The sequence below is a fragment of the Rhodococcus sp. C1 genome (assembly GCF_020809065.1).
Classification (GTDB): domain Bacteria; phylum Actinomycetota; class Actinomycetes; order Mycobacteriales; family Mycobacteriaceae; genus Rhodococcus_F; species Rhodococcus_F qingshengii.
The window spans coordinates 5,921,883-5,948,405 of sequence record NZ_CP078080.1 but is presented as its reverse complement, the minus strand read 5'-3'; the positions used below and the strand labels follow the sequence as shown (position 1 = coordinate 5,948,405).

Here is a 26,523-nt window from a genome sequence, read left to right as displayed (position 1 = left end):
CTACCGATCGTGAGCAGAGCGATCGGAGGGTTCGGCCGCGAGGGAAGTCGGCCACGCAACGCCCAACGCGCGCATGATGAACGGGACGGTGGTCGCTACGACGGCGTCCACTCGGTCGCCGGCTATGAGCATCGGGCGTCGGCTTTCCAAGCAGGCGAGGATGAGTTGCGCGGATGCGGCAGCATCGGAATCGACAAAGACACCGGCGTCGACACCTTCCTGGACGACCTGTTCGACCAGAACCGACAGCGGGACAATATGTTCGAGGAAACTTTCGCGATCCTGCGCCGACAACAATTCGACCAACGCGATTCCTGTGAATCGTTGCAGTGAGAACTCGACGAGTGTCAGTTTGACGAGGATTTCGAGTCGGTCCACAGGATTCTCGCGGTCCGCGAGTTCACGCTCGGCCAGGAGTAGGAATCTGTCCATCTCGCGTGTGGACCAGGCGAGCAGCAACGCGGATTTGTCGGGGAAGTAGTTGTACACCGCTGTCCGCGAGACGCCGGCCGCCTGGGCCACGGTCTGCAGCTTCACGTTTTGCCAACCCTGCTCGTGAAGTTCGCGAATGAATGCGTCCAACATGGCTTCTCGGGTGGCGATTTTGTGCTCTGCGGTCGTCGCACCACCGGTCAACTTCGGCATGGTCGATCCTCCTGGGTCTGATTGACGGTCACGGGGAGGTCGAACAGGTCCGCAACAAGGCGCGGATCACCTTGCCACATCGAGACGGGTGCGAGCATCATCTGCTGCGCGATCGAGCGTACGGATCGGCAGACCTCTTGTTCTTCGGCGAGTGTGAGCGTCGTGCGTTTGCGCAATCGCTCCATCTCCGCGGTAGTGAGATCAGTGATCCATTCCTCAGCTGCAAGCGAGAGGGGTGAATCCGGTGTCACGACCGATCCAACTCGGCAATGGAGAACCGCGAAGTCATCACGGACAGCGTGATGACGGCGACGACCGAGACGGCGTGTGCCGCCGCCAGCCAGAGCGACTCGGGTGCATGTTTGTGAAGGGTGGGCGCCATCAGCATGGCCATGAGGAGGGCGAGACTCGACAACCTCGCGGGACCGTTGGGGCGGCCGACAAGCAGGCCGACCAGAAGAACGAGCGCGACGACGCTGCCCGCCACATCTACAGGTGGGTACGTGGCCGGAACGATTCCGCTGACAGTGTCGGTGAAGTTCAGTCCGATCGACACCAATTGCGCGAGACCTGTCGCGCCGGCCAACCAGGCCGTCCAACGCAGTCCGTGGAGTCCGGCTTTCCGAATGCCGGTCAGGGTTCCTTCGGCGGATTCCCACGCTTCGGGCGTCGGTGTTGTCACGGCTACTCCTTTTTATGACGAGGTGTCGTCATAAAATAGCAGTGCGCGATCGCGAGATTCTTGCCGGTAGGTGACTGGCCTGCTTCGAAGGGATAGCGTCGAAGTACCGGTCGAAATGACAATCGCGGGGAGGTGGCTCGATGACGACCTCTGCCCACACGGATCGGCCCTCGTCGAAACAGAGTTGGTTGGCGCGCGCAGCCTTCGCGGCCCTGGTTCTTGCAGTCGCGGTGCTCCTGATCTTCGCCGGACTGAAAACCTTGACCATGCTGATCCTGGGAATCGGTGGGGTGGTCGTGTGCGTCGTGGCCGTGTACTGGTTTCTGACGACCCGCGGATTCCTCCGCTGGCTCTCGTTGGCCGTGGCGGTTCTGACGCCGATCGTGGTGCTCACCTTCCTGGTCCGAGAACGACTCCTGTGGGTGGTGCTGCTCGCGATCGGGTTGTTCGTCGTAGCCGGTATCTGCGCTCGCACCGCCTTGGCGGGGGAGGAGAAGGAATTGCCGGTTGTCGAGCGACCGGCACCGCCGCCCGTCAAGCCGTTCTTGGTGATGAACCCGAACTCCGGTGGTGGCAAGGTCGAGAAGTTCGACTTGAAACGCAAGGCCGAGGAACGGGGGGCCACGGTCGCACTGCTCGAGGGGCCCGAGAAGATCGACGTGACGGCCTTGGCCAGGCAGGCGGTCGCGGACGGCGCCGACCTACTCGGTGTGGCCGGTGGCGACGGAACACAGGCACTGGTTGCTGCTGTCGCGGCCGAAAACGACCTGCCCTTCCTCGTCGTCAGCGCGGGAACGCGCAACCACTTCGCCGCGGATCTGGGGCTCGATCTCGAGGATCCATCTCGGTGCCTCGACGCGCTCGTCGACGGCGTCGAGGTCACGGTGGATCTGGGAAATGTCGGCGGTCGAACTTTCGTCAACAACGCATCGTTCGGGGCGTACGCCGAGGTAGTCCAGAGTCCGGAGTACCGCGATGCCAAGACCAGCACCTTCTTGCAGATGCTCCCGGATCTCCTCGCCGGACGTGCCGGAGCGGTGCTGACCGCGCGCTCCCCGAGCGTGTCCGCGGTGGGTCCACAGGCTGTGCTGGTCAGCAACGGCCCGTACGAGATGAACGACCTGGCGGGGCTCGGTCATCGGCCGCGATTGGACAGGGGCACTCTCGGAATCGTCGCGATCTCCGTCAGCAGTGCCCGTCAGGCCATCGGGTTGCTCCATAGGGCGCATCAACACGGTCTGGCTCAGGGCACCGGATTCGAGGTGATCGTCGACGCCGACACCGACGAGATTCCGGTCGGCGTCGACGGCGAGGCGCTGGTGATGCCAACTCCGGTCAGGTGCACGGTCAGTCCGCAGGCGCTGAGGGTCAGAGTCCCCCGAGATCGACCGGGTATCCGTCGCCCCCGGCACGCCTGGGATCTGGTCCGGTTGCGAGAGTTGGCGAAGTTCAGGAGATCCGGCGCATGACCTGACCGACGGCCAGGACTCCCTGCGGATCATGCGTGTCCGCCAAAGCGCTCAGCCAGTGAGCGGTGTCCTCGTCGTAGGTGCGGGCGATCTTCTCCGGGTCGACGCTCGGCGCGAAGTTGGGCAGTGCATGCCCGTTCGTCCATGGCGCCATCGTTCGTCCGAGAGTCTCGGCGTGCGGGACTACCGCGTCGACCATCGGTGGGGCAAGAACTCCGACGGTGAACAGCGAGAAGGCAGCGTCCCGATGGCAGAAGGCGCTGCGGTGCTCAGGTTCCCGTGCGAGGGCGCCCCCGAGGAGACGTAATTCGACGACGGTTTGGGGTGAACCGGATCCGGGGCCGGCAGCGGCCAGCAATGCGTCGACGGCCTCGTGTGACAGCTCGTTGGTCAATGCCGTGGATTCGTGCGTCGGCATCGGGTCGACGGGATCGGCGTGCACTGCCCCGAGGGCGGCATAAGGCAGCACACCGACTGCGTCGATCAAGGGCGTTGCGATTGAACGGATTCGGTCGATCAGTGACTTGGCATCGGATTCCTCGGCAAGACTTGCGAATCTGACCGCGACGGTGAGCCTGCCGGCCAGCGGCGGCGGAACCTGTGGAAGGGGTGGAAGTTGCAGAAAGGCAAGAGAGGTCGAGCTGTGCTCAGGCAGGTCGGCGCCCCAGTCCAGCCAGGCGTGCGCGACCGCACTTGCATCTGCGCCGTCGAAATAGAGTGCACCGCCGTAGAAGTGGGTGACCGGTAGTAGGTCGATCTCGATGGCTGTGACAATGCCCAGTGTGGCCTTGCCGCCGCGGAGTCCCCAGAACAATTCGGCATGTTCGGCGGGGGTGACATGAATGAGTTCGCCACTGCCGGTGACGATGTCGAACGAACGAACGTGATCCGACGACAGCCCGTACGTGCGCACCATCGGGCCGATGCCGGCGCCGGTGAGGAAGCCGGCGACTCCGACCGTGGGTGAAGAACCTGCCAGTGGCGCCAAGCCGTGGGGTGCGGCAGCGTCGATGACGTCCTGCCAGATCAAGCCCGCGCCGATTCGGGCAGTGCGGTTTTCGGGGTCGACGACGCACTCCGTGAGCCTGCCGGTGTGGACGAGGAGAACGTCACTGCCGAGAGGGACCGCGCCGTGGCCGGTGCGCTGAACACCGACGCGCAGACCCAACTTCGCCGCGAATCGCACAGTTGCGGCAATGTCTTGCGCGCTCTCGACTGCCACCACAGCGCCAGGCGCGACGGGAACCGCTGCATTCCACGGAATCGCCAACTCGTATCCCGTTTCGCCAGGCAGGGAAACGGAGCCGGTCACCTCTGCGCGCAGTGATTCGACCGCGGCGTCGAGCGTGGGGGTTTGAAGGTTCATGGTCTTCCTTTCCTCATCCGTCTTTCGGTCAAGGGAAGGATGTCCGAACAGGCTTGGGTGGTTCTTGACGTATGTATCCCGAGCGGATCCAAGTTTTATCCAAGCGCATTCTCGCAGTTCAGGGCCATGTCGATCGCGCTCGTTCAGCTACGCCCCGCATGCCGAGTGTCTCCGATTCGGCCGCCACTTCCGTCAGCTCCCGTTCACGTTCGGCGGACGGCTCTCGAAGCTGCGCCCGAAGCAGTCGACAGCGCAGCAGTGTTGGTGCTCCACCGGAGCCAGTTGCGATCTTCTCGGCCTGATCCAGGAGAGTCGATGCCTGCTCGACGTGACCGAGAAGCGCGTGCAGCCGAGCGGAGGCTTCGGCGACCGAGCCCAGTTCACCGACATGGCCCACCGTTGCGATGCAGCGGGTGTGTGGCGAGAGAAGTTCGATGAAGGTGTCGGCGTATTCGACCAGTTCCAGATCTGCCACGACGCGTGCAAGTAGTGTCTGGTGTCCCAATGTCGTCCACGTCTGTGGCCCGCGATTGATCAGCCACTTCTTGATGCCGTCGGAAGTGGCCTCGCGCTCGCCTCGGGCGGCGTCGATGGCGATGGTCCACGAATCAGGTTCCACGACACCGGGATCAGATTCGGCCAACGCACCTCGCTCCCATTCCAGAGTGTTGAACGCCAGATCTGCGCTGCCAGCCGTGTACAACTCCGTTTGCAGATGGATCTGCCTGGCCGTCTCGTACTGCCGGCGGGCTTGCGCGAAGTCTCCGTACCATTCGGCGAGAGTTGCTTCCATCCAGCGTAATTGGACCCGAACCACCGGGAGTCTCAGTAGCTCGCAGCCGATGATCCCCTGCCTGACGTGTTTGACGGCAGCATCGACATTGGCCAGATTCATCTCCGTCATGCTCGCGACGGCGTGTGCGACGACGCTGTCGACACGCGATTGTTGGTGCGGCAGTTCGAAAAGCTCGCGCAGTAGGCGCATGGACTCCGCGCTGTGCACCGCGACTCCGGAGAAAAGCAGAATCCGTCCGAGCAGCGCGTCCGCGATCACATCCGGATCGTCGAGTTCGCGGGCGATGTCGAGAGCACGGGCGCTCCATCGATTCGGGATCTCGGCTTCGGGGTGGTAGCAACTTCCCACCGCCAGCGCAGCAAGAACCCGTGCGTGAGCTGACCTGTCGTTCTCGACCAAGGGCTCGACCGCCGCGAGCCGTTCGAGCAGTGGTCCCGGATCGGTACCGTAGGAAACCCACGGCCACGCACCGGCGGCCCGAAGTAATGCGCCTGCCAGTCGTCCGACGGCGGAGGTTCGCCCCTCCCGAACAGCCTCGAGGAGACCGGCATTGACGACGTCGAGAACTGTCTGCCCTCGACCTGCGCGGGCGAGGGCCTCGACTCTGGCCACCAGCAGGTCGTCCCGATCGTCAGCGGATTGCTGGGACACGGGAAGTAAGTCGAACGCGCGGACAGCTGCCTCCCACCACTCGGCCGCGGTCTCCGAACTCCACCGATCGGTCGCATCCTGAGCTGCAGCCGTGCATGCCTCCAGAACGACGAGTGGATCGACCAGGGGAAGTGCTGACATCAGATGTTGCGCGCGGCGGCTCAGCCGGTCCGGATCGGAGGAATTTTCGAGCACTTCGGCAACTCGGGCATGTATCCGCTGGCGACGAAGCGTGGGTATCGCTTCGAGGACTTCGTCTCGGAGAAGGCCGTGAGCAAAGACGTAACCGCCGTTTGCCGAGTCCGCGACGATGATTCGTTCATCAGCAGCCGCGTCGAGATGGTCGGCGAGAGTGTCGACATCGAGACGGGTGGCTGCGGCCAGTGTGTACACCTCGATGGCGTCGCCGATAACTGCGGCAACCCGAAGAGCGTGCAACACTGCCGGTTCCACTGCGGCAAGGCGTCGACCGAGGACAGATCGAACGGCGACGGGGATGCCGTCGCCCAGTCGCTCGTTCCGGGGAAGCCTGGCGTACTCCGAGACGAACAGCGGGTTGCCGCCGGTTCGTTCCGCCAGGGTTCGCGCCTCCGCGTCGTCGAGCGTGTCCCCGGAGACGCACCTTGCGAGTGTTGCAACCTCGCCCTGCGCGAGCGCCGGCACAATCATGGTTCGGTTTCCTTCGCCGTGGAGTACGGCTTCTTCGAACTTGCGCACTGCCGGCCCGACTTCCGAGTCTCGGAGCGTCGACACGAACCAGACTCTGGTACTGGTCATTGCGCCGACCAGGTAGGTCAGGCAACGAAGGGACGTGGGATCGGCCCATTGAATGTCGTCGATGACGACGGTCAACAGTGCATCTTTCGCCGCAGCTTCGATGGTGGTGCGAACCCGTTCGTAGACGGCAAATCTCGCTTCGTCCGGATCGATGTCCGTCGGCGGCGTCAGTACGAAATCGGCGTCGGCTCCGAGTTCCCGAACCAGTCGGCGGATCGGCCACCACGGCGGCGTTCCGTCGTCCTCCGGGCAACGTGCCCAGACGGTGGCTCCTCGAATGGACGTTGTTCTCGACGAACACTCCTCGGCGAATCGTGTCTTGCCGATGCCGGCGGGGCCGGTCAAGATCAACCAGCGAGGCGAGCCACGGCGAACGTCGTCGAGCATCTTGTCGGCGACAGTCGTCTGAGCGTCGCGCCCGACGAACAAGCGTGAGGAATCCGTCTCGGGCATCGCTGCTACGGCTGGGGGAGAAGCCGGGACCGACACTTGTTCGGCCCCCGTCCATCCCGGAGTGCGCGGCCAGGCGGCCAGGCCGGGTTCGTGGCGCAGGATCGCGCCTTGCAATGCTGTCAGCTCCCCGCCGGGCTCCAGTCCCAGCTCGGCGTCGAGCCGAGACGCGTGTAATCGAAACTGTTCCAACGCTTCCGGTGACCTGCCCGCCCGATGCAGGGCAACCATTCGCAGCCAGCAGGTCCGGTCGCGGAACGGGTACTCGCTACAGAGTTGAGCAGCTTCGACCAGCGCGGGTGCCAGGCGCCCGAGAGCCAGAAGCGCCGTTATCCGGGTCTCCCGGCACTCGGTCCGCACTTCCTCGAAGGCTGCGGCTTCCACCTCCACCCAGTGCGCGTCGTTCAGGTCGTCCAGAAGCTGCCCCCGGACCGAGGCGAGGGCACGGTCAGCGGTCGTCAAAGCCTCCTGCCACCGTTCGTTCTCAGCGTGTTGTCGCGCCGTTTCGGCGTCGTCGAGAAACACCGACAGATCGACGTCTGCCGGAGCGACCTCGAGGACATAGCCCGGCGATTGACGCACTATCGGTGACGCCGTACCGGTTTCGACGCGTAGCGCTCGGCGCAGGTTGGAGATATACGCCTGGATGCTTGCCATCGCACTCGCCGGTGCGTCGTCGTGCCAGAGAGCATCGATCAGCCGGTCGGTGGAGACGACGCGACCACGGTTGAGCAGTAGAACGGCAAGGACCGTTCGTTGTTTTCGAGGGCCCAGATCGATCACGTCGCTCGTCGCCGGACCCCGTGCGACCTCCAACGGCCCGAGCAGTCGATAGATCATCCGTTTCCCCTCGTACCTGCGGACGCAGGACGGTTCGATTCTAAGGAGCGAAATTCATACATGCAGGACAAAACGGTCAACTAGTTCTCGTCAACATCTGCTCGGATTCCTCGGAAAGAGTCTGGTTGACGCTGGTAGTGCGCAGCGTCGCCGCACAGACCAACGCACCGAGAGCTGCGATGAAGGCTGCGACAAACAGAGCCAACCGAAGTCCACCGACAAAGTCGTCCGGTGATCCGCCGGGCAGCATCGACTGCGCCGGAAGGAAGGCGCCGAGCACGGCAACCCCGACTGCGATGCCGGTCTGCCGGAACGCGTCGTTGATCCCTGCGGCCAATCCGGAATGGTTCGAAGTGCTTTCGCCCAGAACCAACCCACTCATGACGGGGTTGAACACCCCGGCCCCCACGCACGCGACAACAAATCCGGGAAGTATCGCGTACGGCGAACTGGTCACGTCGACGACGGTCATCATGACCAGCCCCACCGAGACGAGTAGAAGCGAGCACGTCAACGAGACCGAGACGGGGATGCGCCCGTCCAATTTCGCGGTGGCGCCCGCGACGACGAACATCGCTATCGTCGCCGGTAGATACACCAGGCCGGCGTCCACGGGAGACAGATGCAGCACGTTCTGCAGGTAGATGGTCGTGTAGACGAACACCGCGAACAGGGAGGCGGAGATCGAGAACGCTGCGATCTGCGCTCCGGCGAAGGCCCGATTGGCGAGCAGATACGGGGGCAGCATGGGCTCGGTGGTACGAAGCTCGTGCAGGGAGAAACCGATCATGGCGGCCGCGGCGATCACCGCGGCGATCATCGGCTGCGGCTCGAACCACCCATCCTCGTTACCGCGTAACAAACCGAACACCAGAGCTGCCAGGCCGGTGGACACCAGAATCTGCCCGGGCACGTCCGCGCCGCGAGGTCGAGGATCGCGTGACTCGGGAACCCACCGCACCGTCATCGCCAGTGTGATCAACCCGATCGGAACGTTGATCAAAAAGATTGCGCGCCAATCCAACAACTCGGTGAGCAACCCGCCCACCAGTGGGCCGACGGCAAACGCGCCCCCGATCGTGGCGCCGTATGCAGCCAGAGCAGTCGCGCGCTGGGGACCCTTCTCGAACACGTCCGCCAGCAAGGCAAGTGAGCAGGCGAAGAGTACGGCACCGCCGATACCCTGAGCGGCCCGCGCGAGGTCGAGCACCCAGATGTTCGGCGCCAGAACGCAGAACAGAGATGCCGTGGTGAACCACAGAATGCCGATGATGAAAACATGGCGTCGACCCCGTCGGTCTGCCCACGATCCGGCGCTGAGAACCACCGTCGCCAATGCCAGCGTGTACGCGTCGATCACCCATTGCAGGGCGCTGACTCCGGTATCGAGATCGAATGCGATCGACGGCAGGGCGGTGTTGACGACGGCGATGTCGAGCATGAGCATTGCGGTGCTCACGCATACTGCCAGCAGAGTGGCTCGTCGTACTGCGGTGTTCTTCGGGGTGATCGGTGCGGTCATGGCCCGTCCTGATGGTCGAAGGGGGTGTGTACTCGGAACACCCTGCGCTCCGACGCTTGGGACATATCGGGCGAAATGCTTGGAACCCGCATGGTTGATAACTGCCGTGTTACTCGGAATCCGTCACCACCTGCTCGGTCGAATACGCACTCTCCCAACGGTTAATCTCTGGTCATGGAGACCAGCCAGTGGGTGCGACGGGTGTTGGTGGTGGAAGACCAACCACTGATGCGTGCGCTCGTCGGTGACACGCTCACACACGCCGGGTTCGTGGTCCATACGGCCGGATCGGCGGTCGAAGCGCTCACGGAGTTCGACGGATTCGATCCTGACCTCTTGGTCACGGACATCGACCTTGGCGTGCGGCCGAACGGCGTCGATCTCGCGAACATCGTCACCGTGAAGGCTCCGCATTGCGCGATCGTGTTCCTGACGAACTACCCCAACGCATCGACAGCGCCAGGTTCTGCGGGTGTGCCGCCGAAATCGTTGTTCGTGGACAAGGCGGCTGTCCAGTCGGCGGATCAGTTGATCGGCGTAGTGGAGGCCGCGTTGACGGAAACCGAGCCACCGACGCTCGGGAGTGATCCGGACTCCGCCTTGTCGAGCCTCACCAGATCACAGCTCGATCTTCTGCGTTACATCTCGCTCGGGTGGTCGAACAGCGCAATCGCAGCGCATCGTGGGTCCTCGATCCGAGGTGTGGAGAAGCTCATCGCGCGCACTCTCGAGAGCCTGGGATTGACGCACGATTCGTCCACCAATCCGCGAGTGCTTGCTGCGAGTATCTTCATCCGCCATTCGGTGTGCCCGAAGTGACCGACTCGGTGTGAACCCGCGCGAGTGGTGGCTTCGTCTCGGTGATCGGAACATCGTCACCAAGTGGTCCTGGATTCTGACGCTGCCGTTCGCGGTGACCGTGATGGCCAACTACTACCTGTGTACCGGGGTGCGCGAAGTAGGCGTGATGGCAGTCGGCGCCTTCGCGACCCACTGCGTTGTCGGGGTGATGCTGCTGATGGCGAGGGCTGTTCTTGCAGCACACCGATCGCAGCTCGCAGCCCTGGCCCTGTTCGCAATGATCGGCGCGATCCGCCCGTTCGTCCTCGACGCGATCACCCGCTCGCTCGAACTCCCCGTCGACCCCAGACCGATGCTCGTCCGGGTGGGACTCAACGTCGTGTGCAGCGTTGTCTTCTTGTCGTTGACCGCCGTACTGGTAAGCGCTCTCCGTGACCGCCTCGCGCTGCAACGGAGTTTGAAGGTTGCCGGGGCCGCCGTCCAACTCCAACAGACCCGAGATCGATTCCGCCTCGACCAAACCCGTGCGCAGTGTCGGCGAGAGCTCGAGCGCAGTATCGAGACAGTCATGCACGCGGTTGCTGAAACGGAACTCGAGGGAGTACGAGGAGCAGCGCTCTTGAAGCGAATCTCCGACGACGTGGTTCGCCCGATGAGTCATCGACTGTTCCGGGAGATTCCCCCGATCGAATCACCGACGCCGACTGTGCGGCTGACGGCGAGAGATCGACTGATCGGCGTCGTACGCAGTGTTGAACCGGCGCCACTGTACGTACCGGTGTTCGCGTACACGGCACTGGTGACCGTCTACCTGCTTACGACTTACGGCGTGACGTTCACGGCGGTCCAGCTCGGCGTCGGTTTCTGGCTCTTCGTCGGTGGCAATGCGTGCGCTCGCCGAGTTGTCAGCAGCGGAGACGGCCCTCTGAGACGGATCGCGACTCTTTCTGCGGTGTACTGCTCGAGTGCGTTGATCAGCAGTACCGCGACGTGGCTGCTCCTGACGGTGTTCGGCCGTACCCCGACTTTCTATCTCTCGTCGATGGCCGTCTACCCGTTGGTTGCGCTGTCCGTCTGCCTGATCAGGGCTGCGGATACGCAGCGTCAGGACGAGGAGCGTCAACTCCGCAGTGCCCTGAGCCTGCAAGCGCTCGATGCAGCTCGTATCCATGCCGAGCTCATGCACACCCGACGTGGACTGGCCAGGTTGTTGCACTCGTCGGTGCAGGGCGAACTCGTAGCGGCCGCATGGTCTTCGGGCGCCGTTGCCGGTCGCCCAGTCGATGTTGCGGCAACCATTGCCCACATTCTCGACGGCTTGGAAAGCGACCTGTCTGCGTCATCCGATCAGCCGGCTGACTCCGATGCCCGAAAGCGTATCGATGATCTTGTCACGGTGTGGCGCTACGCAATTCCGGTCGTCAGTCACGTCGACGACGAAGTCTGGGCGGTGATCGGTTCCGGCTCCGCTCGGCTCGACAGCGTGGTGGAGATCCTGTCGGAGGGACTGACCAACGCCGTGAAACACGGTGCAGGAGGGCCCGTCTTCCTCGAGGTGACACTCGCCGATGCTCGGGCGGTAGTAGTGCGGATCAGTTCGCCGGGTCGGATGCCGGTGGCACGGGACTCAGGGATCGGGCTTGAATCGCTCGCCGGTACGGTAACGTCCCTCGAACTTGTCGAAGAGGAAGACCGGGTGGTCCTCACAGCCGTGCTTCTGTGACACCGTGAGTGGCGATGTCGTGGAGGCCGAACGTTTCGCCAATGGCCGGATTGGCCGCTTGTACGGTCGCAGAAATGGAATCGATTACTGCGCAGCTCATCCCACTCGCCACCGGCGTCGTCATCAGCCCGATTCCTCTGGTTGCGATCATCGCGATCCTGCTGTCCACTCGGGCGAAGGCAAATGCATTCGCGTACACCGCGAGCATCGTGCTGGCCGCGGCAGCGATCACAGCAGCGACGGCACTCTCGACCACCGGAGTGGAATCGAAGTCCAGCGGCAGCGCGCATACCGTCCAGACGGTGTTCGCCGTCGTGTTCACTGTCGGTTTTCTGGCGCTCGCGTACTCGAGTTGGCGTGGCCGTCCGAAAGACGATGCCGAGCCGGCGATGCCGTCGTGGCTGGCGCAGATCGACTCGATGCAACCGGGCAAAGCTGCGGTCCTGGGACTGTTGTTGACCGTATCCAACGCGAAGAACCTGCCGCTCGAACTCAAGGCAGGTTCGATCATCGGTGGCGGGCACCTCGGCTGGGTATCAGTGATCGCGTATTCCGTCCTGTTCGCGGTAGGGGCGTCCATCGCTTTGATCGTGCTGTCAGCATTGGCTGCCGTGCCCTCGGCGAAGGTGACCGATGCACTGAGCGCCACCAAAAGCACTCTGATCCGCCACAATGCAGCAATCATGACCGTTTTGTTCCTGATGCTGGCAGCATTGGAACTCTCGCACGTTGTCGAAGCCCTGTCGAAGTAGCAACTTGTTTTCGAGGAGAAATCGAATGACGATCACACCCAGCGAAGCGCCGGTAGTCGAGACAACGTACGGGCCGGTTCGAGGATCGACGGAAGGCTCGGTGTCGAGTTGGAAGGGGATTCGTTACGCGGCACCTCCGGTCGGTCCGCTGCGATTTCGCGCGCCGGTTCCGCCGAAGCCCTGGACCGAGGTCCAGGACGCAACAGAATTCGGGCCGTGTGAGCCGCAAAGTCGACTCGCGATGATCCCGCTCGGTGAGAACGTTCCGATGGACGAAGACTGCCTGTTCCTCAACGTGTGGGCACCGGGCGCCGTCGGTTCTGATGCGCCGGGTAAACCGGTGATGGTCTGGATTCACGGCGGAGCGTATTTCCGCGGAGCGTCCAGCCAACCACTTTTCGACGCAACCACATTGGCTGAGAACGGCGACGTTGTCGTCGTCTCGATCAACTACCGCATCGGTGTGTTCGGCTTCGTCGATTTCTCGTCCTTCAATTCGAGTGAACATACCTTCGAGCCCAATGTCGCTCTCCGCGACATGATTGCAGCGCTGCAATGGGTTCAAGGCAACATCGCGGCTTTCGGTGGCGATCCCGACAAAGTGACGTTGTTCGGCGAGTCGGCAGGTGGCGGCGCGGTGACGACGCTGATGACCGTCCCGTCCGCTCGCGGCCTGTTTCATCGCGCTATTGCCGAAAGTTCGCCCGCCACTTCGGTGTACGGTAGTGAACGTGGTGAGATCGTCGCGAAGCTGTTCCTCGAGATCTTCAGCGGCGGAGGCGATCTGGGTCTGTTGCGGTCCACGTCTGCCGAAGACTTGATCGGGCCGTCAGACGAACTGTTTGCTCGCGTCCCCCAGGAGACGCCTGGCACTTTGGCGTTCGCGCCGATCGTCGACGGTGATCTGCTCCCTGACTACCCGGTGCGCGCGTTCCGTCACGGCAATGCACACCCGATTCCGCTGATCATCGGAACCAACAAGGACGAATCTTCGCTCTTCCGGATGATGAAGTCGCCGTTGATGCCGATCGATCCCGTCGTGATCACGTCGATGTTCGCGGAGATCGCCGACGAGCATCCAGGACTCGAGCTACCGGATCATTCTCAAATCGAAGGCGCGTATTCGGGACTGTCCAAGCTGGGCGCCGGTCTCGGTTTGACCCGTGATTTCGGATTCCGGCTGCCTACGTTGTGGATCGCCGAGGCTCACAGCAAGGTTGCGCCGACGTGGTTGTATCGCTTCGACTACGCGCCGCCGATGCTCAAGGCGCTGAAGATCGGTGCGACCCACGGCACCGAACTTGCCTACGTCTTCGGCAACATCAACCACGGGGCACGAGACATCACCTACAAGTTGGGTGGCTTGAGCGCGGCGCGTCATGTCTCTGAGCGCATGCAGGCGAGGTGGTTGGACTTTGCCAGAGCTGCAGGCGATTACGACGCCGGGGACGATCGCGAACTGGGTGCGGACCCGGGGTGGCCCACTTACGACACCGACACACGCTCGACACTGTTGATCGACAAACGCGATGCCGTCGTCGCTGATCTCGACCGCGAGATCCGGGAGGCGTGGGGTGAGACGGTGATTGCATTCACCTGACGGTTCAGCCCTGCTCCAATTCGGCCAGGTAGTGCGAGACGGGTCCCACGGTGAGCATTCCGCTTCCGGCGCCGGCTATTTCGGCGGCGGCAGGTAGGAGCGCCGCTCGCGCACGCTCCTTGACTCGACGGTCGCCGACTGCAGTCGCCGCTGCGGCAGTCAAGCACCACAGTGCCTCGGAGAGTAGGTCTTCGGGCGGGTCCGGCAATGCCTCGACCGCCTTCGCTGCTTCGTTCGTCTGCCCCTGTGCGATGAGCAGGTGTGGCCGGGCCCAGGGTTCGTAGGGGCCCCACTGCGTGGTCGGGTCGAAAATCGCCGGCAGTCCCCGCCATACGCGGAGGGCGAGAATTGCGAGAGGGAGTATGCCGTCCGCGAGACCCGGCATGCCGGCATCGGAAAGATTGACCGCCGCAGCTTCGTACAGCTTCTCGCAGTGCGCGGCCTCCGCGCCGGCAGCGGCAGTACGCATAGCGCGAAACCAGGTGGTGAACACCGCTGCCAACGGGCGTTCGTGACGTCCGGCCAATCGATCAACCGTCTCGGCATGTAGCTCGGCTGCATCGAATTGCCCAAGGGCGCTGAGGGCTTGCATGCGGATCAGATGGCCGAGGATCTCGAAGGTAGCCAGGCCGTGTCGAATGGCGAGGTCGACCAGTTCACGGCCGATGTCGTCGCGCTCGGAGGCCAGACCGTTAGTCCAGAACGTCTGCATGAACAATCCGTTCAGAGCGAAGGCCAGGAGCCCTGGATCGTCGAGAGCGCGACCGATCTGTACTGCGGCACGGGCACATTCGAGACCGTGATGACCGGGCAGTCCGCGCGATTCGAGTGCGATTGTCGCCAACAGTCTCGCCCGAGCGGGTTCGTTGCCGGCCGGAAGTGGATCGAGAGTGCGCTGAGCGGCCTCGACGATCTGCGTAGCCTGCCGAGGATCGTCGGATCGCGTCCAGATCCCGGGCACGTCGTAATTGCCGATGATCCGCGCGGTGAGTTCGACGTCGTCCAATTGTTCAGCGGCGCCGATGATTGTCAGTCGTTGGTTTCGGGCAGTCTCGAGTCCGCTTCCGCCCGCAACTGCCAAACTTCGGAGGAGGCCGACGGTTGACTCCAATCTCGATTTCGATCCTGCCGCTACGGTCCGGTCGTACGCTGCCGAAACCTGACTGAAGATCTGTTCTGCCCCTACAGGATCCAGGCGGGTTTCCCGGCGGAGAATGTCGGACTCGAGGTCGTTCAGTCGTGGACCAGGGTCGATGCCCAACTCTTCGGCGAGTAACTTCCGTGCGCGACGTAGGACTGCCAGAGCATCGCCTTGACGATCGGACCGGTACAGCGCCAGAGCGAGTAGTCGCCAACCCTCCTCACGCCAAGGGTGTTCCGTCACGTGGGCATCCAGATCGGGAATCGCTTCGGCAGCTCGCCCGAGATCGAGCTGCGCGGATGCCAAGCGTTCGACGGCAGCCAGACGCAGTTCCTCCAAGCGTGATCGCTCCGTTCGGGCCCAAGGCTCGTCGGCGAACTCCGCGTAGGCCGGCCCTCTCCACAGCTGCAGCGCGGTTCGGAGCAGTTCGAGTGATTTTGCCGGCGTCGAATCCGCGGCTTCACGCACCAGTCTTTCGAATTCCCAAGCGTCGACCGCGTCGGGTGCTGCATGAAAGGCGTAACCGGGCCCTTCGGTGACAATGACTTTCGGCTTCTTTCGCGGCGCGCGATCCGGTTCGAGCGCACGCCTCAAAGCGGAAACGAACGTACGTATTGCGCTGGTAGCGCCGGACGGAGGATCGACCCAGAGGTCGTCGACAATCACGTCCACGGGAACAACACGTCCGCGGGCGACGACGAGACGAGCGAGGACCGCTCGGTGTCGTGGACCCTTCAGATCGATCTGGTGTGAAGACTCGTTCCACGCGACCACGGGTCCGAGCACTCCGAAAGCCGGGGCTTCAAATGTGTGGTCTCGCATTTCCCCACGCTATCGCGCTCATCGAACGCTCATCGACTGCGGCGAAGCTGATTGCCATCACCCCGACCTGCCATCACCCCGACTAACGAGAGCGACCGATGACTATCACCATTCCAGGCTTCGACTACCAGCAGATTTCCACAGCAGACGGAGTGCGGCTCAACGTCGCGGTCGGCGGAAGCGGAACACCACTCGTCCTCCTGCACGGCTTCCCTCAGACTCACCTCATGTGGCGTCACGTAGCCACTGCCTTGGCGTCGGATCACACCGTCATCTGCCCGGATCTACGCGGATACGGAGCCAGCGACAAACCGGTCGAGGAAAACCCGGACACCTACTCCAAACGAACAATGGCTGCCGACATCGTCGAGGTGGCCAGGAAATTGGGACACGAGAAGTTTGCCCTCGTCGGCCACGATCGTGGCGCACTGGTTGCCGTCAGAGCGGGGCTGGATCATCCGGATGTGATCACGCAACTCGGCTCGCTGGACGTGCTCCCCACCCTGGATATGTGGGACATCCTGCATGGATCGAATGCTGCTGTGGCGTTCCATCTCTATCTCATGGCTCAGCCACCTGGTCTTCCCGAGCAGATGATCAGCGCCAGCGCCGATGCGTTCTTCGAGTACTTTCTCGACGTGTGGACGCAGAACCGCGAAGCGATTCCGGTAGACGTGCGGGCGGAATACCTGCGCGCCTCACGGGAGGCGGTGCCGTCGATCGTTGCCGATTACCGGGCGTCGGCAGGCATCGACATCGAACACGATCAGTCCGATCGGGAGGCGGGCAACCAACTGCACATGCCGGTCACGGTCATTCAGCAGGACTGGGGCTCGATGCTCGGCTACGACGCCGAGGCCCTGTGGAAAGCGTGGGCGCCCGATCTCGAGCACCGCACGCTGTCCGCAGGTCACTTCATGGCAGAAGAGGCGCCTGCCGAAGTGGTCGAGGCGATCCGGACCCTACTCGAGAGGTAGTTTTGACGCTTCTCGGCTGTCGAGGTACTGGCGAGCGCATCACGTGCGTCGCGAATGGACGAGGGGGATCGATGGGTTTCTCGCTGCACTTCATGCGGGTGACGAAGGACGTGCAACTCGATGTTGATCGGGCGGCGGTCGCCGCTTTCCTCGATCAGCACGGGCTGCGCGTGGTCGAGAGCCCGTACGGAGGCGAGATCGTCGACCGTGACGACAGGGCATTGACGATCGACGGGGCCTTCTCCGACCTTCATCTCGACTCGCTCGAGCAGAGCGATCCACTCAGTGGTGGAATCTTCCACGCGACGCTGTCGCCTGCCGAGTGCGCGTTCGTCTACGACCTCTGCGCGGCGGCTGGGTTCCTGATCGTCAACCCTCAGGGTGACCCGACGTTTCTCGTTCCCCAGCGCAATCACGAGCCCGACGACGTTTCCGAGTTGGAGGACGTCGTCTGGGTCGACAGCGCCGAGGAACTGGCGCGGGCGCTCACCGGTGGTTTCCAAGCGTTCCGCGAGTTTCGGGACCGCGTGACAGGACGAGCCGCCGGTGCCGAATGATCGGGGCCCCGTCGGGTCGACGAAGGTCGGGTTCTACCGCTTGACCCCGGCCGCCAAGTCGTCGACGAGAACCTTGGCGGTCAAGGCGTATCCCGCGGCCTTGTAGTAGTCGAAGGGAATCACTCGACCAGCCTGCGCGGCGGGCAGACGCTGCCACGTCGGCGAGGTGTACACGCTGCCGGAGGCGCTGCGATCCAAGGCGAAGATGACGTCGGCTTCTTCGAGACGGTTGAACTGCTCCGATCCGAGCATCACGCGAAGGTCGGGGCCTTCACGGAGCACCTCGAATCCCAGGTCCTCGGCGACGGCGGTGCGGAAATCGTTCTGGAACCACGCGATCTGATCCTCCGCGGCGGCGACGAAGGCAACCTTCTTGCCGGCCATCAGCGGTTCGACGGTCGGGCGGACCTGAGCTACATGGGCGTCGTACTCGGCGAGTACTTCTTCGGCGCGATCGCTGCGCCCGATGCCGGTGAGGAAGTCCGACATGACCTTCCGCCACTCCGGGGTGAAGTCCTTGCCGACGGGCAGGACCGGTGCGATCTGCTGCATCCGGTCGTTGCCGTACGACCCGGTGTCCCACCAGCCGGCGCTGAGGACGAGAAGGTCTGCGCCGAGAGTCGAGATGTATTCGAAGTTGGGATCGGAAGCACCTTCGGCGAAGATCTCGACACCCGTGGCATCCGGGACCTCACGGCGTAGGTGTTCGGCTGCGCCGGTCGGGTAGGCGGTCACCGGGTATCCGGCGAGGATCGACAATTCGAGGCCGTCCCGCGGGTCGAGGGCAACGACGTTCTGCGGGTCCGTCGGAATGATCAGCTTCTCGTCGCCGCGCGTGAACTCGAAGGTCTCCGCGTTCTCGGGCGTCGAACTTTCCGTGCTGCCGCAGGCGGCGAGAAACGCGGCCGCAGCGACGCCCGCGCCGACGCCGAAGAAACCGCGTCGCGTCAGGTTGTCCACGATCGCCCAGTAGTCGCGATCGGTCGTGGAGGGAGAAAGGAGTCGAGTCATGCTTGTTAGGTTAGCCTTAGGGGCTGTCTTCGGGAATGCTGAAACAGCTCCCGCGAACGCCAAGAAATACGGCGAACACGCCAGCACAGAGAGTGTTGTCCGCGTCACCGGCAGGTCTGATTCACAACCCACTTTCGACCTCTGACGTGCATGACGTCACAACCGGCCGCCTCCTCGATCGCGATTTGGCCCTGATCGCGCCGACTATGCTGAGTTGACCAGCAGTACGATTTCGGAGGTTGCAATGCAGATCACCAGCGTCGGCCACGCAGGATTTCACATCCAGACCGAGGCCGGATCCATCCTGTGTGATCCATGGGTGACCCCGACGTATTTTGCGTCCTGGGTGCCGTTCCCCGACAACACAGAGTTGGACTGGGACGCGCTGGGCAACTGCGACTACCTCTACGTCTCGCACCTGCACAAGGACCACTTCGATCCGAAGAATCTGATCGCGCACGTCAACAAGGACGCCACAGTCCTGCTCCCCGATTACCCGGTGCCGGACCTCAAGCGTGAACTCGAGAAGCTCGGCTTCCACAAGTTCTTCGAGACGGAAGACTCCGTCAAGCACACCGTCAGCGGTCCCAAGGGCGATCTCGACATCATGATCATCGCTCTGCGCGCTCCCGCGGACGGTCCGATCGGTGACTCGGGCCTCGTCGTCTCGGACGGGGAAACCACCTGTTTCAACATGAACGACGCCAGGCCCGTCGACCTGGACCCGCTGACCGACGCCTTCGGGAAGGTCGACATCCATCTGCTGCAGTACTCGGGCGCGATCTGGTACCCGATGGTCTACGACATCCCGAAGGGCACCAAGCGCAACTTCGGCAAGCAGAAGCGTCAGCGTGGCATGGACCGCTGCCGCAACTACATCTCCCAGGTCGACGCTGCCTGGGTTGTCCCGTCGGCCGGCCCGCCGGTCTTCCTCGACGACGACCTGCGTTACCTCAACGACGATCACGGCGACGAGGGAAACATCTTCCCCGACCAGATCACGTTCCTCGAGCAGATGCGCATCAACGGCAACGATCGTGGTCTGCTGATGATCCCCGGCTCGGCCGTCGAACTTCGCGGAAGCGAGAAGGTCGCGCTGACGCATCCCATCCCGGACGCAGACGTCGACAAGATCTTCTCCAACAAGGCCGAGTACATCGAGAAGATGGCGCAGAAGATGGCACCGGTCATCGCCGCGCAGAAGGCCACGTGGGCTCCGGCCGAAGGCGAGCCGCTGCTCGACGGTCTCAAGGCCAAGTTCGAGCCGATCATGGCTCAGTCCGATCTGATCTGCGACGGAATCGGCTACCCCGTCGGACTCGTGATGGGAGAGGAGACGGTCGTCCTCGACTTCCCGAAGCGGATCGTTCGTGAGCCCATCGACGGAGAAGGTAAGTACCGCTACGGCTTCCGCATCGCTCCCGAACTGGTTCGCACCGTTCTGCGTGACGACGAGCCCGACTGGGTCAACACCATCTTCCTGTCGACACGCTTCACGGCGTGGCGCATCGGTGGGTACAACGAATTCCTCTACACGTTCTTCAAGTGCCTCACCGACGAGCGCATCGCGTACGCCGACGGCTGGTTCGCCGAGGCCCACGACGACAGCGCGTCTATCGAGTTGGGCGGGTACGAGATTCAGCGTCGTTGCCCCCACCTCAAGGCGGACCTGTCGAAGTTCGGTGTCGTCGACGGCACCAACCTCACCTGCGATCTGCACGGCTGGCAGTGGGATCTCGAGACCGGCCGCTGCAAGACGTCCAAGGGCCACGAGCTGCGCACCAGCAAGCTGAGCTGAACCGAGCTCGTCGGGTGACGGGATACAGCAGGTCGCTGATCGGCCTGGCGACAGCGCTCGCCGGGTTGGCCGGTTACGTCGACGCGCTCGGATTCATCACGCTCGGTGGGCCTTTCGTTTCGTTCATGAGCGGCAACATGACGCAGGCGAGCGTCGCATTTGCCGACGGGGTGTGGTCGACCGCGAGAGTTGCCGGCGGAATCATCGTGCTCTTCCTCCTGGGAATCGCGCTGGGAACCGTCGTCACCCACTTCACGGAGCGCTATTCGGTCCGGGCTCGCAAGGTCACGGTGCTCGCGGTTGTAGCCGGGCTGCTGTCCATCGGTTCGGTGATGAGCAGCCTCGACGTCACCCCCGGCGCGATCTCGGCGATGGCCTTGGCGATGGGAGCCGTCAACTCGGTGTTCCAGCGCGACGGCGAGGTGACGATCGGTGTCACGTACATGACCGGTGCGCTGGTCAAGATGGGCCAGCGTCTGACCGGAGCCTTTCTGGGTGGCCCGAAGTGGGCGTGGCTGCAGCACTTCGGGATGTGCGCGGGGTTGATCGCGGGCGCGGTGGTCGGTGCGCTCGTTCATCGGTGGATCGGTCTTCACGCTCTGTGGCCCGCATCGGCGTTCACGGTTGTTCTGATCGCCGTTGCCTGGCAGGTCTCGCCCCCGTCTCCGGCAAAGGTGTAGAAAGAGCCAGACACAAATCCGGGGGTACAGGGGGAAGCAGTGGATGCTCTGATCATCGTGGTGCTCGGACTGCTCGGAATCGTCGCGGCCTCGACGCTCGGAGCGCGGATCGGAGTCGCAGCACCGTTGATTCTGGTGATGGCCGGGATCGTTGTCAGCCTCTTACCATTTGTCCCAGCAGTGGACATCGACCCGGAATGGATTCTGGCAGGCGTGCTTCCGCCACTGCTGTACTCCGCCTCGGTCTCGATGCCGTCGATGGAGTTTCGGCGTGAGTTCGGTGCCATCGGTGGGCTTTCCGTTCTGCTCGTGGTCGTGAGTGCGCTTGTTCTCGGTGTGTTCTTCTCCTGGGTGATACCAGGACTCGGTATCTGGTGGGGCATTGCACTCGGTGCGATCGTGAGCCCGACGGATGCCGTCGCGACGTCCATCGTCAAGAAACTCCCGGTCTCGCCGCGGGTGGTGTCGATCCTCGAAGGCGAAAGCCTGCTCAACGACGCCACCGCTCTGGTTCTGTTGCGTACTGCCATCGCCGGGGCCGCCGCATCGGTGTCGCTGTGGAGTGTGTTGGGCAAGTTCGCTTTTGCCGTCGTCGTGGCCGCGGTCATCGGAGTTGTCGTCGGCAAGGTCAACCTGATGGTTCGCGCCCGTGTCACCGATTCGACGGTCAACACGGTCATCTCGTTCACGGTGCCGTTTCTGGCGGCGATCCCCGCCGAAGAGTTGGGTGCGTCAGGGTTGGTTGCTGCAGTCGTGGCCGGGCTCGTCACCGGCTACGACGCTCCTCGGAAGCTGTCACCGCGACACCGGTTGTCCGACTCCCAGAACTGGCGCACAGTCGAATTGGTCCTCGAAGGTGCGATCTTCCTGGTGATGGGCCTCGAACTCTCGTCGATAGTCGACGATGTCCGGGTCGACCACGAGGGCATATCCACGGCGGTCTTCGTGGCGGCGGGTGCACTGTTCCTCACGATCTTGGTGCGGGCTCTGTACGTGGCCCCGCTCCTGCGAGCGCTCCAAGCGCGGGCGAATTTTCGTGAACGCATGAAACCCAGACTCTCCGACATCGCGAATCGCCTCGACAATCCCGAGGATTACCCGCCAGACGAACGACGCAGCAGGCGCCGGGCACCTTCGGCGAATCAGATGGAAAGGTTCAAGGTTCGGGTTCGGCGGACGGTTGCCGATATCGACTACTACCTCGCTGCGCCGTTGGGATGGCGTGAAGGCACGATCGTCATCTGGGCCGGCATGCGCGGGGCGGTCACTCTGGCTGCAGCGCAGACTCTGCCGGAAGACACCCCGAGTCGATCGCTCCTGATCTTGGTTGCGTTCCTGGTGGCAGCAGGCTCGTTGATCCTTCAGGGTGGGACGTTGAAGCGCGTCGTAGTGGCGACCGGTCCGGCAGCGCAGGACCTCACCGAATCCGAACTAGACGAGCATCGCAGGTTGCTCGACCTCCTCGAAGATGCTGCTGCGAGTGTCGTTCCGCCAGAGGGTCGGTCGAAGAAGAGGATCCGCCTCGACGTGATCGAAGCGCAGCGTCAGGCACTGCTCGACGCACGTGACGATGGCGTGTTCGACGCACGGATGCTCGGATCGGCACTTGCCGCGCTGGATGCCGATCAGATCAGTCTCGAACTCAGGGGCGGCCCGGACGGTTGATCACGTGCACAGGCGCTTTCGAGCAGACGTCATCATTGCCCGCGTGATCACGCCGTGCAGTACCTGAACGGGGGCGAAGTAGATTCGGCCCGCGCGGTTCTTCAGCTCCACGGCGGTGACGACGTGCAGGAGGCCGGCGTCGTTGTCGGCCTGAACCGAGGCGACGAATCGTAGGTGTTTCTCGTCCGCTTCGATGAGGGCCTCGCCGTCGGCGATCTTGTCGACGGCAAAGGTGTCGGGGCGTCCCTTGGCGATGCCGAGCAGTCCGACTATCCGCTCCCTGAGCCAGAACATCGCGAGGACGGGTGCGGGGACATTCCTGACGTCGAAGACTGCCTGCGCCCACTCCTCGGATGTATGGGTCGGAACAGCCGGGATGGTGATCGTGGTGGCTTCTGCCCAGTCCGGTGCAGGCATTGCCTTGAAAGCGAGTGTCATTTCGTCCTCCGTACGGTGCCGTATGGAACTTACCCATACGGTACCGTACGGAGGTGACGAATGCCCGCGCCCGACTCTCTCGTGACCAGTGGATCGATGCAGCTTTCCAGGCTCTGACAAGCCATGGGCCTGATGCAGTTGCAGTGGAAAAGGTGGCGCGCACGCTCGGATCGACCAAGGGTTCCTTTTATTGGCACTTCGCCAACCGCGACGAATTGCTGCAAGCTGCGCTCGGCCGGTGGGAAGTTTTGGCAACCGAGAGACTGATCTCCTCCGTCGAGTCCTCTGGTGAACCGGCGGAGGTGAGGTTGCGTCGTCTGGTGGATTCGGTCACGACCGGATTGGCCGGTCGCCGTGCGGAGTTGGAACTGCTTGCCGGGATCGGCCATCCTTTGGTTTCGGCGGCGGTTCGACGTGTCACCGAGCGTCGAGTTACCTACATCGTGACGTTGTTGGTCGATCTGGGGATGGACAGGCAGAAAGCGGAACATCGTGGCGTACTTGCCTATTCGATGTACCTGGGGCAGATGCAATTGGTACACAGTGCGCCCGATGTGGTTCCTGGCAGCGGTGCGGACGCTCAGGCGCTCGCCGACGAGTTCGTGAATATGGTTCTGGCCAGGTAAGTCCGCCGTCGAACGCAGCGTGATCTGCGCATCACCCTGCGCTTTCAGGTGAGGGACCACACATTGCGCGTAACCCATAGTTACAGATACTTTGAGGTCAGCTGAAGTGGGGTGCCGGATATGTCGACATTTCCCGGAGGCGCAAAACCGTTTCACGACAGGAAGAAAGGTGACTCACCATGAGCGTTGTGCTTATTTCGTTGCTGGTCGCCGCTGGACTCACCGTGCTGGCCACCAGTGACGGTGCCGGTCTGGACTTCGGGAGTCGGCAGCTGAACCGCCAGTTGAAGACCCGCACGCACCGGTAACCCCGGAAATCGGCCGGCTCCACGCGATACTTCGCGGAGCCGGCCGATTGCGTTGCTCCGGTCAGTTCACTCCGAGATCTACCAGCCAGGCCCGGGTGCTGCGGGCGACGATGCCCAAGGCAACGGCAGAACCCGTCGCGGAGTCGAACGCGACGCTGTCGGCAGATTCGAGTCCCGTGTAGAGCTGGGAAACCCCGGCTGCTGCGCCCCCTCCGATGATCGGCGCAATCGACGCACCGAAGGCATCGGGCGTCACGGCTTCGAAAGTTACCGCGCGCGAGAAGTGTTCGGCGAATGCTACGGCCAGTTCGATGCCGGTGATCGCCGGAATCTGTCCGATGTCGACCGCGTCCGATGCTACGTCGAGAGTCAGGGCCGCAACGGCTGCATCAGCGACGTCGAGATGTGAACTCCATGCGACCGCGAGATCGGCACGTAGTGGGTAACGCAGGACCCCTTCGTCTTTCACCCCCGACAGCACGGTGGGCAGAAGAAGATTCTCGAGGAACAAACGCGGGGTCAGGACGGTCACCGCGATACCTTCGGCGCGGAGTCCGTCGACGAGCTCGGAGAGAACGGGTGTGTTGGGACCGGCAAGCGGCGAAGTAGCGTCGCCGGTCACCGTGCCGCTGGTAGAGATCACGAACCGCGAAGGACGTGTCACTCTTGCTGCTGCCAGAACGTTGTGGGCGTAACCGGCTAGCGTCTCGGTGTCACCGGCGAGTGGCAGGTGGAAGAACACCCCGTCTACCCCGCGATAAGCGTCGGCGAGAGAGTCGACTGACGCATTATCCGCGACGACGGTGTTCGCACCCTCGAACGTCTGGTCGGGGTTGCGGGTGATTGCTCGGACTTCGGCAGCTGTCGATCCGGCGAGAGCCGCGACCAATCCCGCGAGAACGGGAGAACCCTGTGCGCCGTTGGCGCCATGCACTGTGTAAGTCATGACGCCTATAGTTCAGATTGGGAACCAGTTACTTCAAGTGAACTAATGGGGAATCGATGAGTGAATCAGGTCACGTGCTTCCGGAGTGCGGCGTCGCGCGCTTTCTGCTGGTTCTGGACGGACCGTGGGCAACGCTGATCGTTCGTGAGCTCACGCACGGCCCGATGCGCTTCACGGAACTACGACGCGCATTGCCCGGCATCAGTCCCAGGACACTTTCCGCCAGACTCAAGCGATTCGAGGAGTTCGATCTGGTGACCCGGACTGCCTACGCCGAGGTGCCGCCGCGAGTGGAGTACGAACTCACCGCGAGGGGGATGGAACTGCGCTCCGTGCTCGAAGCGATGGTCGAGTGGGCGGATCTGGCACTCCCCGTTTCGTGACCCTGCCCTCAGTGCGGGCCCGAAAGTCCAACCCGCAGAGCGCCGCAGGCCTCGAACATCGCATCTTGACCGGTATGGCCGACACCGGTGGTGTTGACGAAGGCATGGATCAATCCACTGTGACGCCTGAGTGCAACCGGGACTCCGGCCTCTCGCAGCCGGTCCGCGTATTCCTCACCCTCGTCGCGTAGTGGGTCGAAACCGGCGACGGCAACGTACGCGGGCGGTAGGCCGGCCAGGTCCGGAGTGAGCAGCGGTGAGACTCGCGGGTCGAGAGCCGAAGCGCCGCCCGACAGGTAATGGGCTGCATACCAGTCGAGTTGGGCGTCGGTGAGAAAGAAGTCGGTGCCGAACATCTTGTGCGAAGGGCGCTTCGACGAAAGGTCCACCCAGGGGAAGAAGAGCAGTTGGAATACTGGTTTGACGTCGTCTTCGGTCGTGGACTGCGCGACGACGGCAGCCAAGTTCCCACCCGCGCTGTCTCCGCCTACCGCAATGGATTTCGGATCTGCACCCAGATCTGTGGCATGCTCGACGCAGTACCGGAATGCGGCGACGGCGTCATCGACCCCGGCGGGGAACGGGAACTCCGGTGCTAACCGGTAGTCCACCGACAACACACTGACCTCGCCGTGGCGGGCCAGGAAGCGGCACACACTGTCGCCGCTCTCGAGGCTGCCGAGGACGAACCCGCCGCCGTGGAAGTACACCAAAAGTGGAGCGGGCGTTGAGACTCCGGCCGGGCGATACAGCCGAGCCGGAATCGCGTGATCCCCGGCCGGGATCTCGAGGTCACGTACCGTCTCGATGTCGATGGGCGTACCGCCGAACAGTCGCGATTCGGCGTCGATCTGAGCCCGTCCCTCTTCGACCGGAAGATGCTCGAAGCTCGTACCTTCGACCGCTGAGAGCAATCTCAGCGCAAGCTGGATCTCGGGGTGCAGAGTCTGCCCGTCGATCTCCTTCGGCTTGCCACCGAGAATGCGCTGCGCGCCGGTCGGTAAGGCGCCGACGACATCGAGCACCACCCGCGCAACACGATCTTGGACAGACATCTTCTCCGTGGACATACTCGCCTTCCGTCGGCCGATCACCCG

General features: G+C 63.1%; 24 protein-coding genes. 13 read left to right on the top strand and 11 right to left on the bottom strand.

The genetic code is table 11. The features are described 5' to 3' along the window. From KTR60_RS27475 to KTR60_RS27465, 3 genes are read right to left on the bottom strand one after another with little or no spacing between them, the layout of a single operon-like run. On the bottom strand, window positions 1–645 hold the full coding sequence (locus KTR60_RS27475; protein WP_228401472.1) for a TetR/AcrR family transcriptional regulator: 645 nt from the start codon (window positions 643–645) through the stop codon (window positions 1–3). Continuing rightward, window positions 633–896: a hypothetical protein gene (locus KTR60_RS27470; RefSeq protein ID WP_007730221.1), complete on the bottom strand. Its 264-nt coding sequence runs from the start codon at window positions 894–896 to the stop codon at window positions 633–635. Before KTR60_RS27470 ends, KTR60_RS27475 begins: the two co-directional genes overlap by 13 nt. Beyond that, a complete protein-coding gene (locus KTR60_RS27465; protein WP_228401471.1) occupies window positions 893–1,327 on the bottom strand; it encodes a hypothetical protein in 435 nt (144 codons plus the stop codon). Before KTR60_RS27465 ends, KTR60_RS27470 begins: the two co-directional genes overlap by 4 nt. A gap of 140 nt (window positions 1,328–1,467) precedes the next feature. Between KTR60_RS27465 and KTR60_RS27460 the strand changes: the two genes are divergently transcribed. Continuing rightward, on the top strand, window positions 1,468–2,796 hold the full coding sequence (locus KTR60_RS27460) for a diacylglycerol/lipid kinase family protein (protein ID WP_042451656.1): 1,329 nt from the start codon (window positions 1,468–1,470) through the stop codon (window positions 2,794–2,796). Here the strand turns inward: KTR60_RS27460 and KTR60_RS27455 are convergent. From KTR60_RS27455 to KTR60_RS27445, 3 genes are all read right to left on the bottom strand, one after another. After that, entirely contained in the window at window positions 2,777–4,162 is a 1,386-nt protein-coding gene (locus tag KTR60_RS27455; RefSeq protein ID WP_042451654.1) for an FAD-binding oxidoreductase, read from the bottom strand. The two genes, KTR60_RS27460 and KTR60_RS27455, sit on opposite strands and share 20 nt — an antisense overlap. 118 nt (window positions 4,163–4,280) lie before the next feature. Further along, window positions 4,281–7,676, bottom strand: a complete 3,396-nt coding sequence (locus KTR60_RS27450; protein WP_080961261.1) for a BTAD domain-containing putative transcriptional regulator — start codon at window positions 7,674–7,676, stop codon at window positions 4,281–4,283. 76 nt (window positions 7,677–7,752) lie between these two features. Then, window positions 7,753–9,198 (bottom strand): MFS transporter, encoded by a 1,446-nt coding sequence (locus tag KTR60_RS27445; RefSeq protein WP_047272327.1) that lies wholly within the window; start codon window positions 9,196–9,198, stop codon window positions 7,753–7,755. Between the two features lie 174 nt (window positions 9,199–9,372). Here KTR60_RS27445 and KTR60_RS27440 point away from each other — a divergent pair, with 174 nt between their 5' ends. The 4 genes from KTR60_RS27440 (at window position 9,373) to KTR60_RS27425 (ending at window position 14,074) form a co-directional block, all read left to right on the top strand. Beyond that, window positions 9,373–10,017: a response regulator gene (locus KTR60_RS27440; RefSeq protein ID WP_228401470.1), complete on the top strand. Its 645-nt coding sequence runs from the start codon at window positions 9,373–9,375 to the stop codon at window positions 10,015–10,017. Window positions 10,018–10,027: 10 nt separating this feature from the next. Continuing rightward, window positions 10,028–11,722, top strand: coding sequence for a two-component system sensor protein (locus tag KTR60_RS27435; RefSeq protein ID WP_047272326.1), 1,695 nt, complete (start codon window positions 10,028–10,030; stop codon window positions 11,720–11,722). Between the two features lie 74 nt (window positions 11,723–11,796). Beyond that, on the top strand, window positions 11,797–12,474 hold the full coding sequence (locus KTR60_RS27430; protein ID WP_047272459.1) for a GAP family protein: 678 nt from the start codon (window positions 11,797–11,799) through the stop codon (window positions 12,472–12,474). A 25-nt stretch (window positions 12,475–12,499) separates the two neighbouring features. Continuing rightward, a complete protein-coding gene (locus tag KTR60_RS27425; protein ID WP_047272324.1) occupies window positions 12,500–14,074 on the top strand; it encodes a carboxylesterase/lipase family protein in 1,575 nt (524 codons plus the stop codon). Window positions 14,075–14,078: 4 nt separating this feature from the next. Here the strand turns inward: KTR60_RS27425 and KTR60_RS27420 are convergent, their stop codons facing one another. Further along, a complete protein-coding gene (locus tag KTR60_RS27420) occupies window positions 14,079–16,037 on the bottom strand; it encodes an AfsR/SARP family transcriptional regulator (RefSeq protein WP_228401469.1) in 1,959 nt (652 codons plus the stop codon). 98 nt (window positions 16,038–16,135) lie between these two features. Here KTR60_RS27420 and KTR60_RS27415 point away from each other — a divergent pair, with 98 nt between their 5' ends. Together KTR60_RS27415 and KTR60_RS27410 are read left to right on the top strand one after the other, a co-directional pair. After that, complete coding sequence (locus KTR60_RS27415; RefSeq protein ID WP_003942926.1) at window positions 16,136–17,014, top strand: alpha/beta fold hydrolase; 879 nt, start codon at window positions 16,136–16,138, stop codon at window positions 17,012–17,014. A gap of 71 nt (window positions 17,015–17,085) precedes the next feature. Continuing rightward, window positions 17,086–17,571: a hypothetical protein gene (locus tag KTR60_RS27410; protein ID WP_042922885.1), complete on the top strand. Its 486-nt coding sequence runs from the start codon at window positions 17,086–17,088 to the stop codon at window positions 17,569–17,571. Window positions 17,572–17,604: 33 nt separating this feature from the next. On the opposite strand, the gene KTR60_RS27405 is transcribed toward KTR60_RS27410, so the two are convergent. Next, the gene (locus KTR60_RS27405) at window positions 17,605–18,582 is read right to left on the bottom strand and encodes an ABC transporter substrate-binding protein (protein ID WP_003942949.1); all 978 of its coding nucleotides are present in this window, start codon (window positions 18,580–18,582) and stop codon (window positions 17,605–17,607) included. A 244-nt stretch (window positions 18,583–18,826) separates the two neighbouring features. Here KTR60_RS27405 and KTR60_RS27400 point away from each other — a divergent pair, with 244 nt between their 5' ends. The 3 genes from KTR60_RS27400 to KTR60_RS27390 are packed head-to-tail and all read left to right on the top strand — an operon-like array spanning window position 18,827 to window position 22,725. Beyond that, a complete protein-coding gene (locus KTR60_RS27400; RefSeq protein WP_003942885.1) occupies window positions 18,827–20,380 on the top strand; it encodes an MBL fold metallo-hydrolase in 1,554 nt (517 codons plus the stop codon). A 14-nt stretch (window positions 20,381–20,394) separates the two neighbouring features. Further along, window positions 20,395–21,060 (top strand): YoaK family protein, encoded by a 666-nt coding sequence (locus tag KTR60_RS27395; RefSeq protein WP_003943143.1) that lies wholly within the window; start codon window positions 20,395–20,397, stop codon window positions 21,058–21,060. A 39-nt stretch (window positions 21,061–21,099) separates the two neighbouring features. After that, window positions 21,100–22,725, top strand: coding sequence for a cation:proton antiporter (locus KTR60_RS27390; RefSeq protein ID WP_050654985.1), 1,626 nt, complete (start codon window positions 21,100–21,102; stop codon window positions 22,723–22,725). On the opposite strand, the gene KTR60_RS27385 is transcribed toward KTR60_RS27390, so the two are convergent. After that, window positions 22,726–23,163 carry a DUF2867 domain-containing protein gene (locus tag KTR60_RS27385; RefSeq protein WP_050654986.1) on the bottom strand — a complete coding sequence of 146 codons (438 nt, stop codon included), beginning with the start codon at window positions 23,161–23,163 and terminating at the stop codon, window positions 22,726–22,728. 53 nt (window positions 23,164–23,216) lie between these two features. On the opposite strand from KTR60_RS27385, the gene KTR60_RS27380 reads away from it, so the two are divergent. After that, window positions 23,217–23,789: a TetR/AcrR family transcriptional regulator gene (locus KTR60_RS27380; protein ID WP_050654987.1), complete on the top strand. Its 573-nt coding sequence runs from the start codon at window positions 23,217–23,219 to the stop codon at window positions 23,787–23,789. A gap of 179 nt (window positions 23,790–23,968) precedes the next feature. Further along, window positions 23,969–24,097, top strand: coding sequence for a hypothetical protein (locus tag KTR60_RS29240; RefSeq protein ID WP_003943237.1), 129 nt, complete (start codon window positions 23,969–23,971; stop codon window positions 24,095–24,097). Window positions 24,098–24,158: 61 nt separating this feature from the next. Here the strand turns inward: KTR60_RS29240 and KTR60_RS27375 are convergent, their stop codons facing one another. Then, entirely contained in the window at window positions 24,159–25,043 is an 885-nt protein-coding gene (locus tag KTR60_RS27375; RefSeq protein WP_228401468.1) for an SDR family oxidoreductase, read from the bottom strand. A 56-nt stretch (window positions 25,044–25,099) separates the two neighbouring features. Here KTR60_RS27375 and KTR60_RS27370 point away from each other — a divergent pair, with 56 nt between their 5' ends. Then, entirely contained in the window at window positions 25,100–25,426 is a 327-nt protein-coding gene (locus KTR60_RS27370) for a winged helix-turn-helix transcriptional regulator (protein ID WP_228401467.1), read from the top strand. 8 nt (window positions 25,427–25,434) lie between these two features. Here the strand turns inward: KTR60_RS27370 and KTR60_RS27365 are convergent, their stop codons facing one another. Continuing rightward, window positions 25,435–26,496 carry an alpha/beta hydrolase gene (locus KTR60_RS27365; protein ID WP_007730276.1) on the bottom strand — a complete coding sequence of 354 codons (1,062 nt, stop codon included), beginning with the start codon at window positions 26,494–26,496 and terminating at the stop codon, window positions 25,435–25,437. Between the last annotated feature and the right edge of the window lie 27 nt (window positions 26,497–26,523).

Bases quoted from the DNA above. Each gene is read 5' to 3' on its own strand.
- KTR60_RS27475 (WP_228401472.1), bottom strand. From the start codon at position 645: ATGCCGAAGTTGACCGGTGGTGCGACGACCGCAGAGCACAAAATCGCC.
- KTR60_RS27460 (WP_042451656.1), top strand. From the start codon at position 1,468: ATGACGACCTCTGCCCACACGGATCGGCCCTCGTCGAAACAGAGTTGG.
- KTR60_RS27455 (WP_042451654.1), bottom strand. From the start codon at position 4,162: ATGAACCTTCAAACCCCCACGCTCGACGCCGCGGTCGAATCACTGCGC.
- KTR60_RS27450 (WP_080961261.1), bottom strand. From the start codon at position 7,676: ATGATCTATCGACTGCTCGGGCCGTTGGAGGTCGCACGGGGTCCGGCG.
- KTR60_RS27445 (WP_047272327.1), bottom strand. From the start codon at position 9,198: ATGACCGCACCGATCACCCCGAAGAACACCGCAGTACGACGAGCCACT.
- KTR60_RS27440 (WP_228401470.1), top strand. From the start codon at position 9,373: ATGGAGACCAGCCAGTGGGTGCGACGGGTGTTGGTGGTGGAAGACCAA.
- KTR60_RS27430 (WP_047272459.1), top strand. From the start codon at position 11,797: ATGGAATCGATTACTGCGCAGCTCATCCCACTCGCCACCGGCGTCGTC.
- KTR60_RS27425 (WP_047272324.1), top strand. From the start codon at position 12,500: ATGACGATCACACCCAGCGAAGCGCCGGTAGTCGAGACAACGTACGGG.
- KTR60_RS27420 (WP_228401469.1), bottom strand. From the start codon at position 16,037: ATGCGAGACCACACATTTGAAGCCCCGGCTTTCGGAGTGCTCGGACCC.
- KTR60_RS27415 (WP_003942926.1), top strand. From the start codon at position 16,136: ATGACTATCACCATTCCAGGCTTCGACTACCAGCAGATTTCCACAGCA.
- KTR60_RS27410 (WP_042922885.1), top strand. From the start codon at position 17,086: ATGGGTTTCTCGCTGCACTTCATGCGGGTGACGAAGGACGTGCAACTC.
- KTR60_RS27405 (WP_003942949.1), bottom strand. From the start codon at position 18,582: ATGACTCGACTCCTTTCTCCCTCCACGACCGATCGCGACTACTGGGCG.
- KTR60_RS27400 (WP_003942885.1), top strand. From the start codon at position 18,827: ATGCAGATCACCAGCGTCGGCCACGCAGGATTTCACATCCAGACCGAG.
- KTR60_RS27385 (WP_050654986.1), bottom strand. From the start codon at position 23,163: ATGACACTCGCTTTCAAGGCAATGCCTGCACCGGACTGGGCAGAAGCC.
- KTR60_RS29240 (WP_003943237.1), top strand. From the start codon at position 23,969: ATGAGCGTTGTGCTTATTTCGTTGCTGGTCGCCGCTGGACTCACCGTG.
- KTR60_RS27375 (WP_228401468.1), bottom strand. From the start codon at position 25,043: ATGACTTACACAGTGCATGGCGCCAACGGCGCACAGGGTTCTCCCGTT.
- KTR60_RS27370 (WP_228401467.1), top strand. From the start codon at position 25,100: ATGAGTGAATCAGGTCACGTGCTTCCGGAGTGCGGCGTCGCGCGCTTT.
- KTR60_RS27365 (WP_007730276.1), bottom strand. From the start codon at position 26,496: ATGTCCACGGAGAAGATGTCTGTCCAAGATCGTGTTGCGCGGGTGGTG.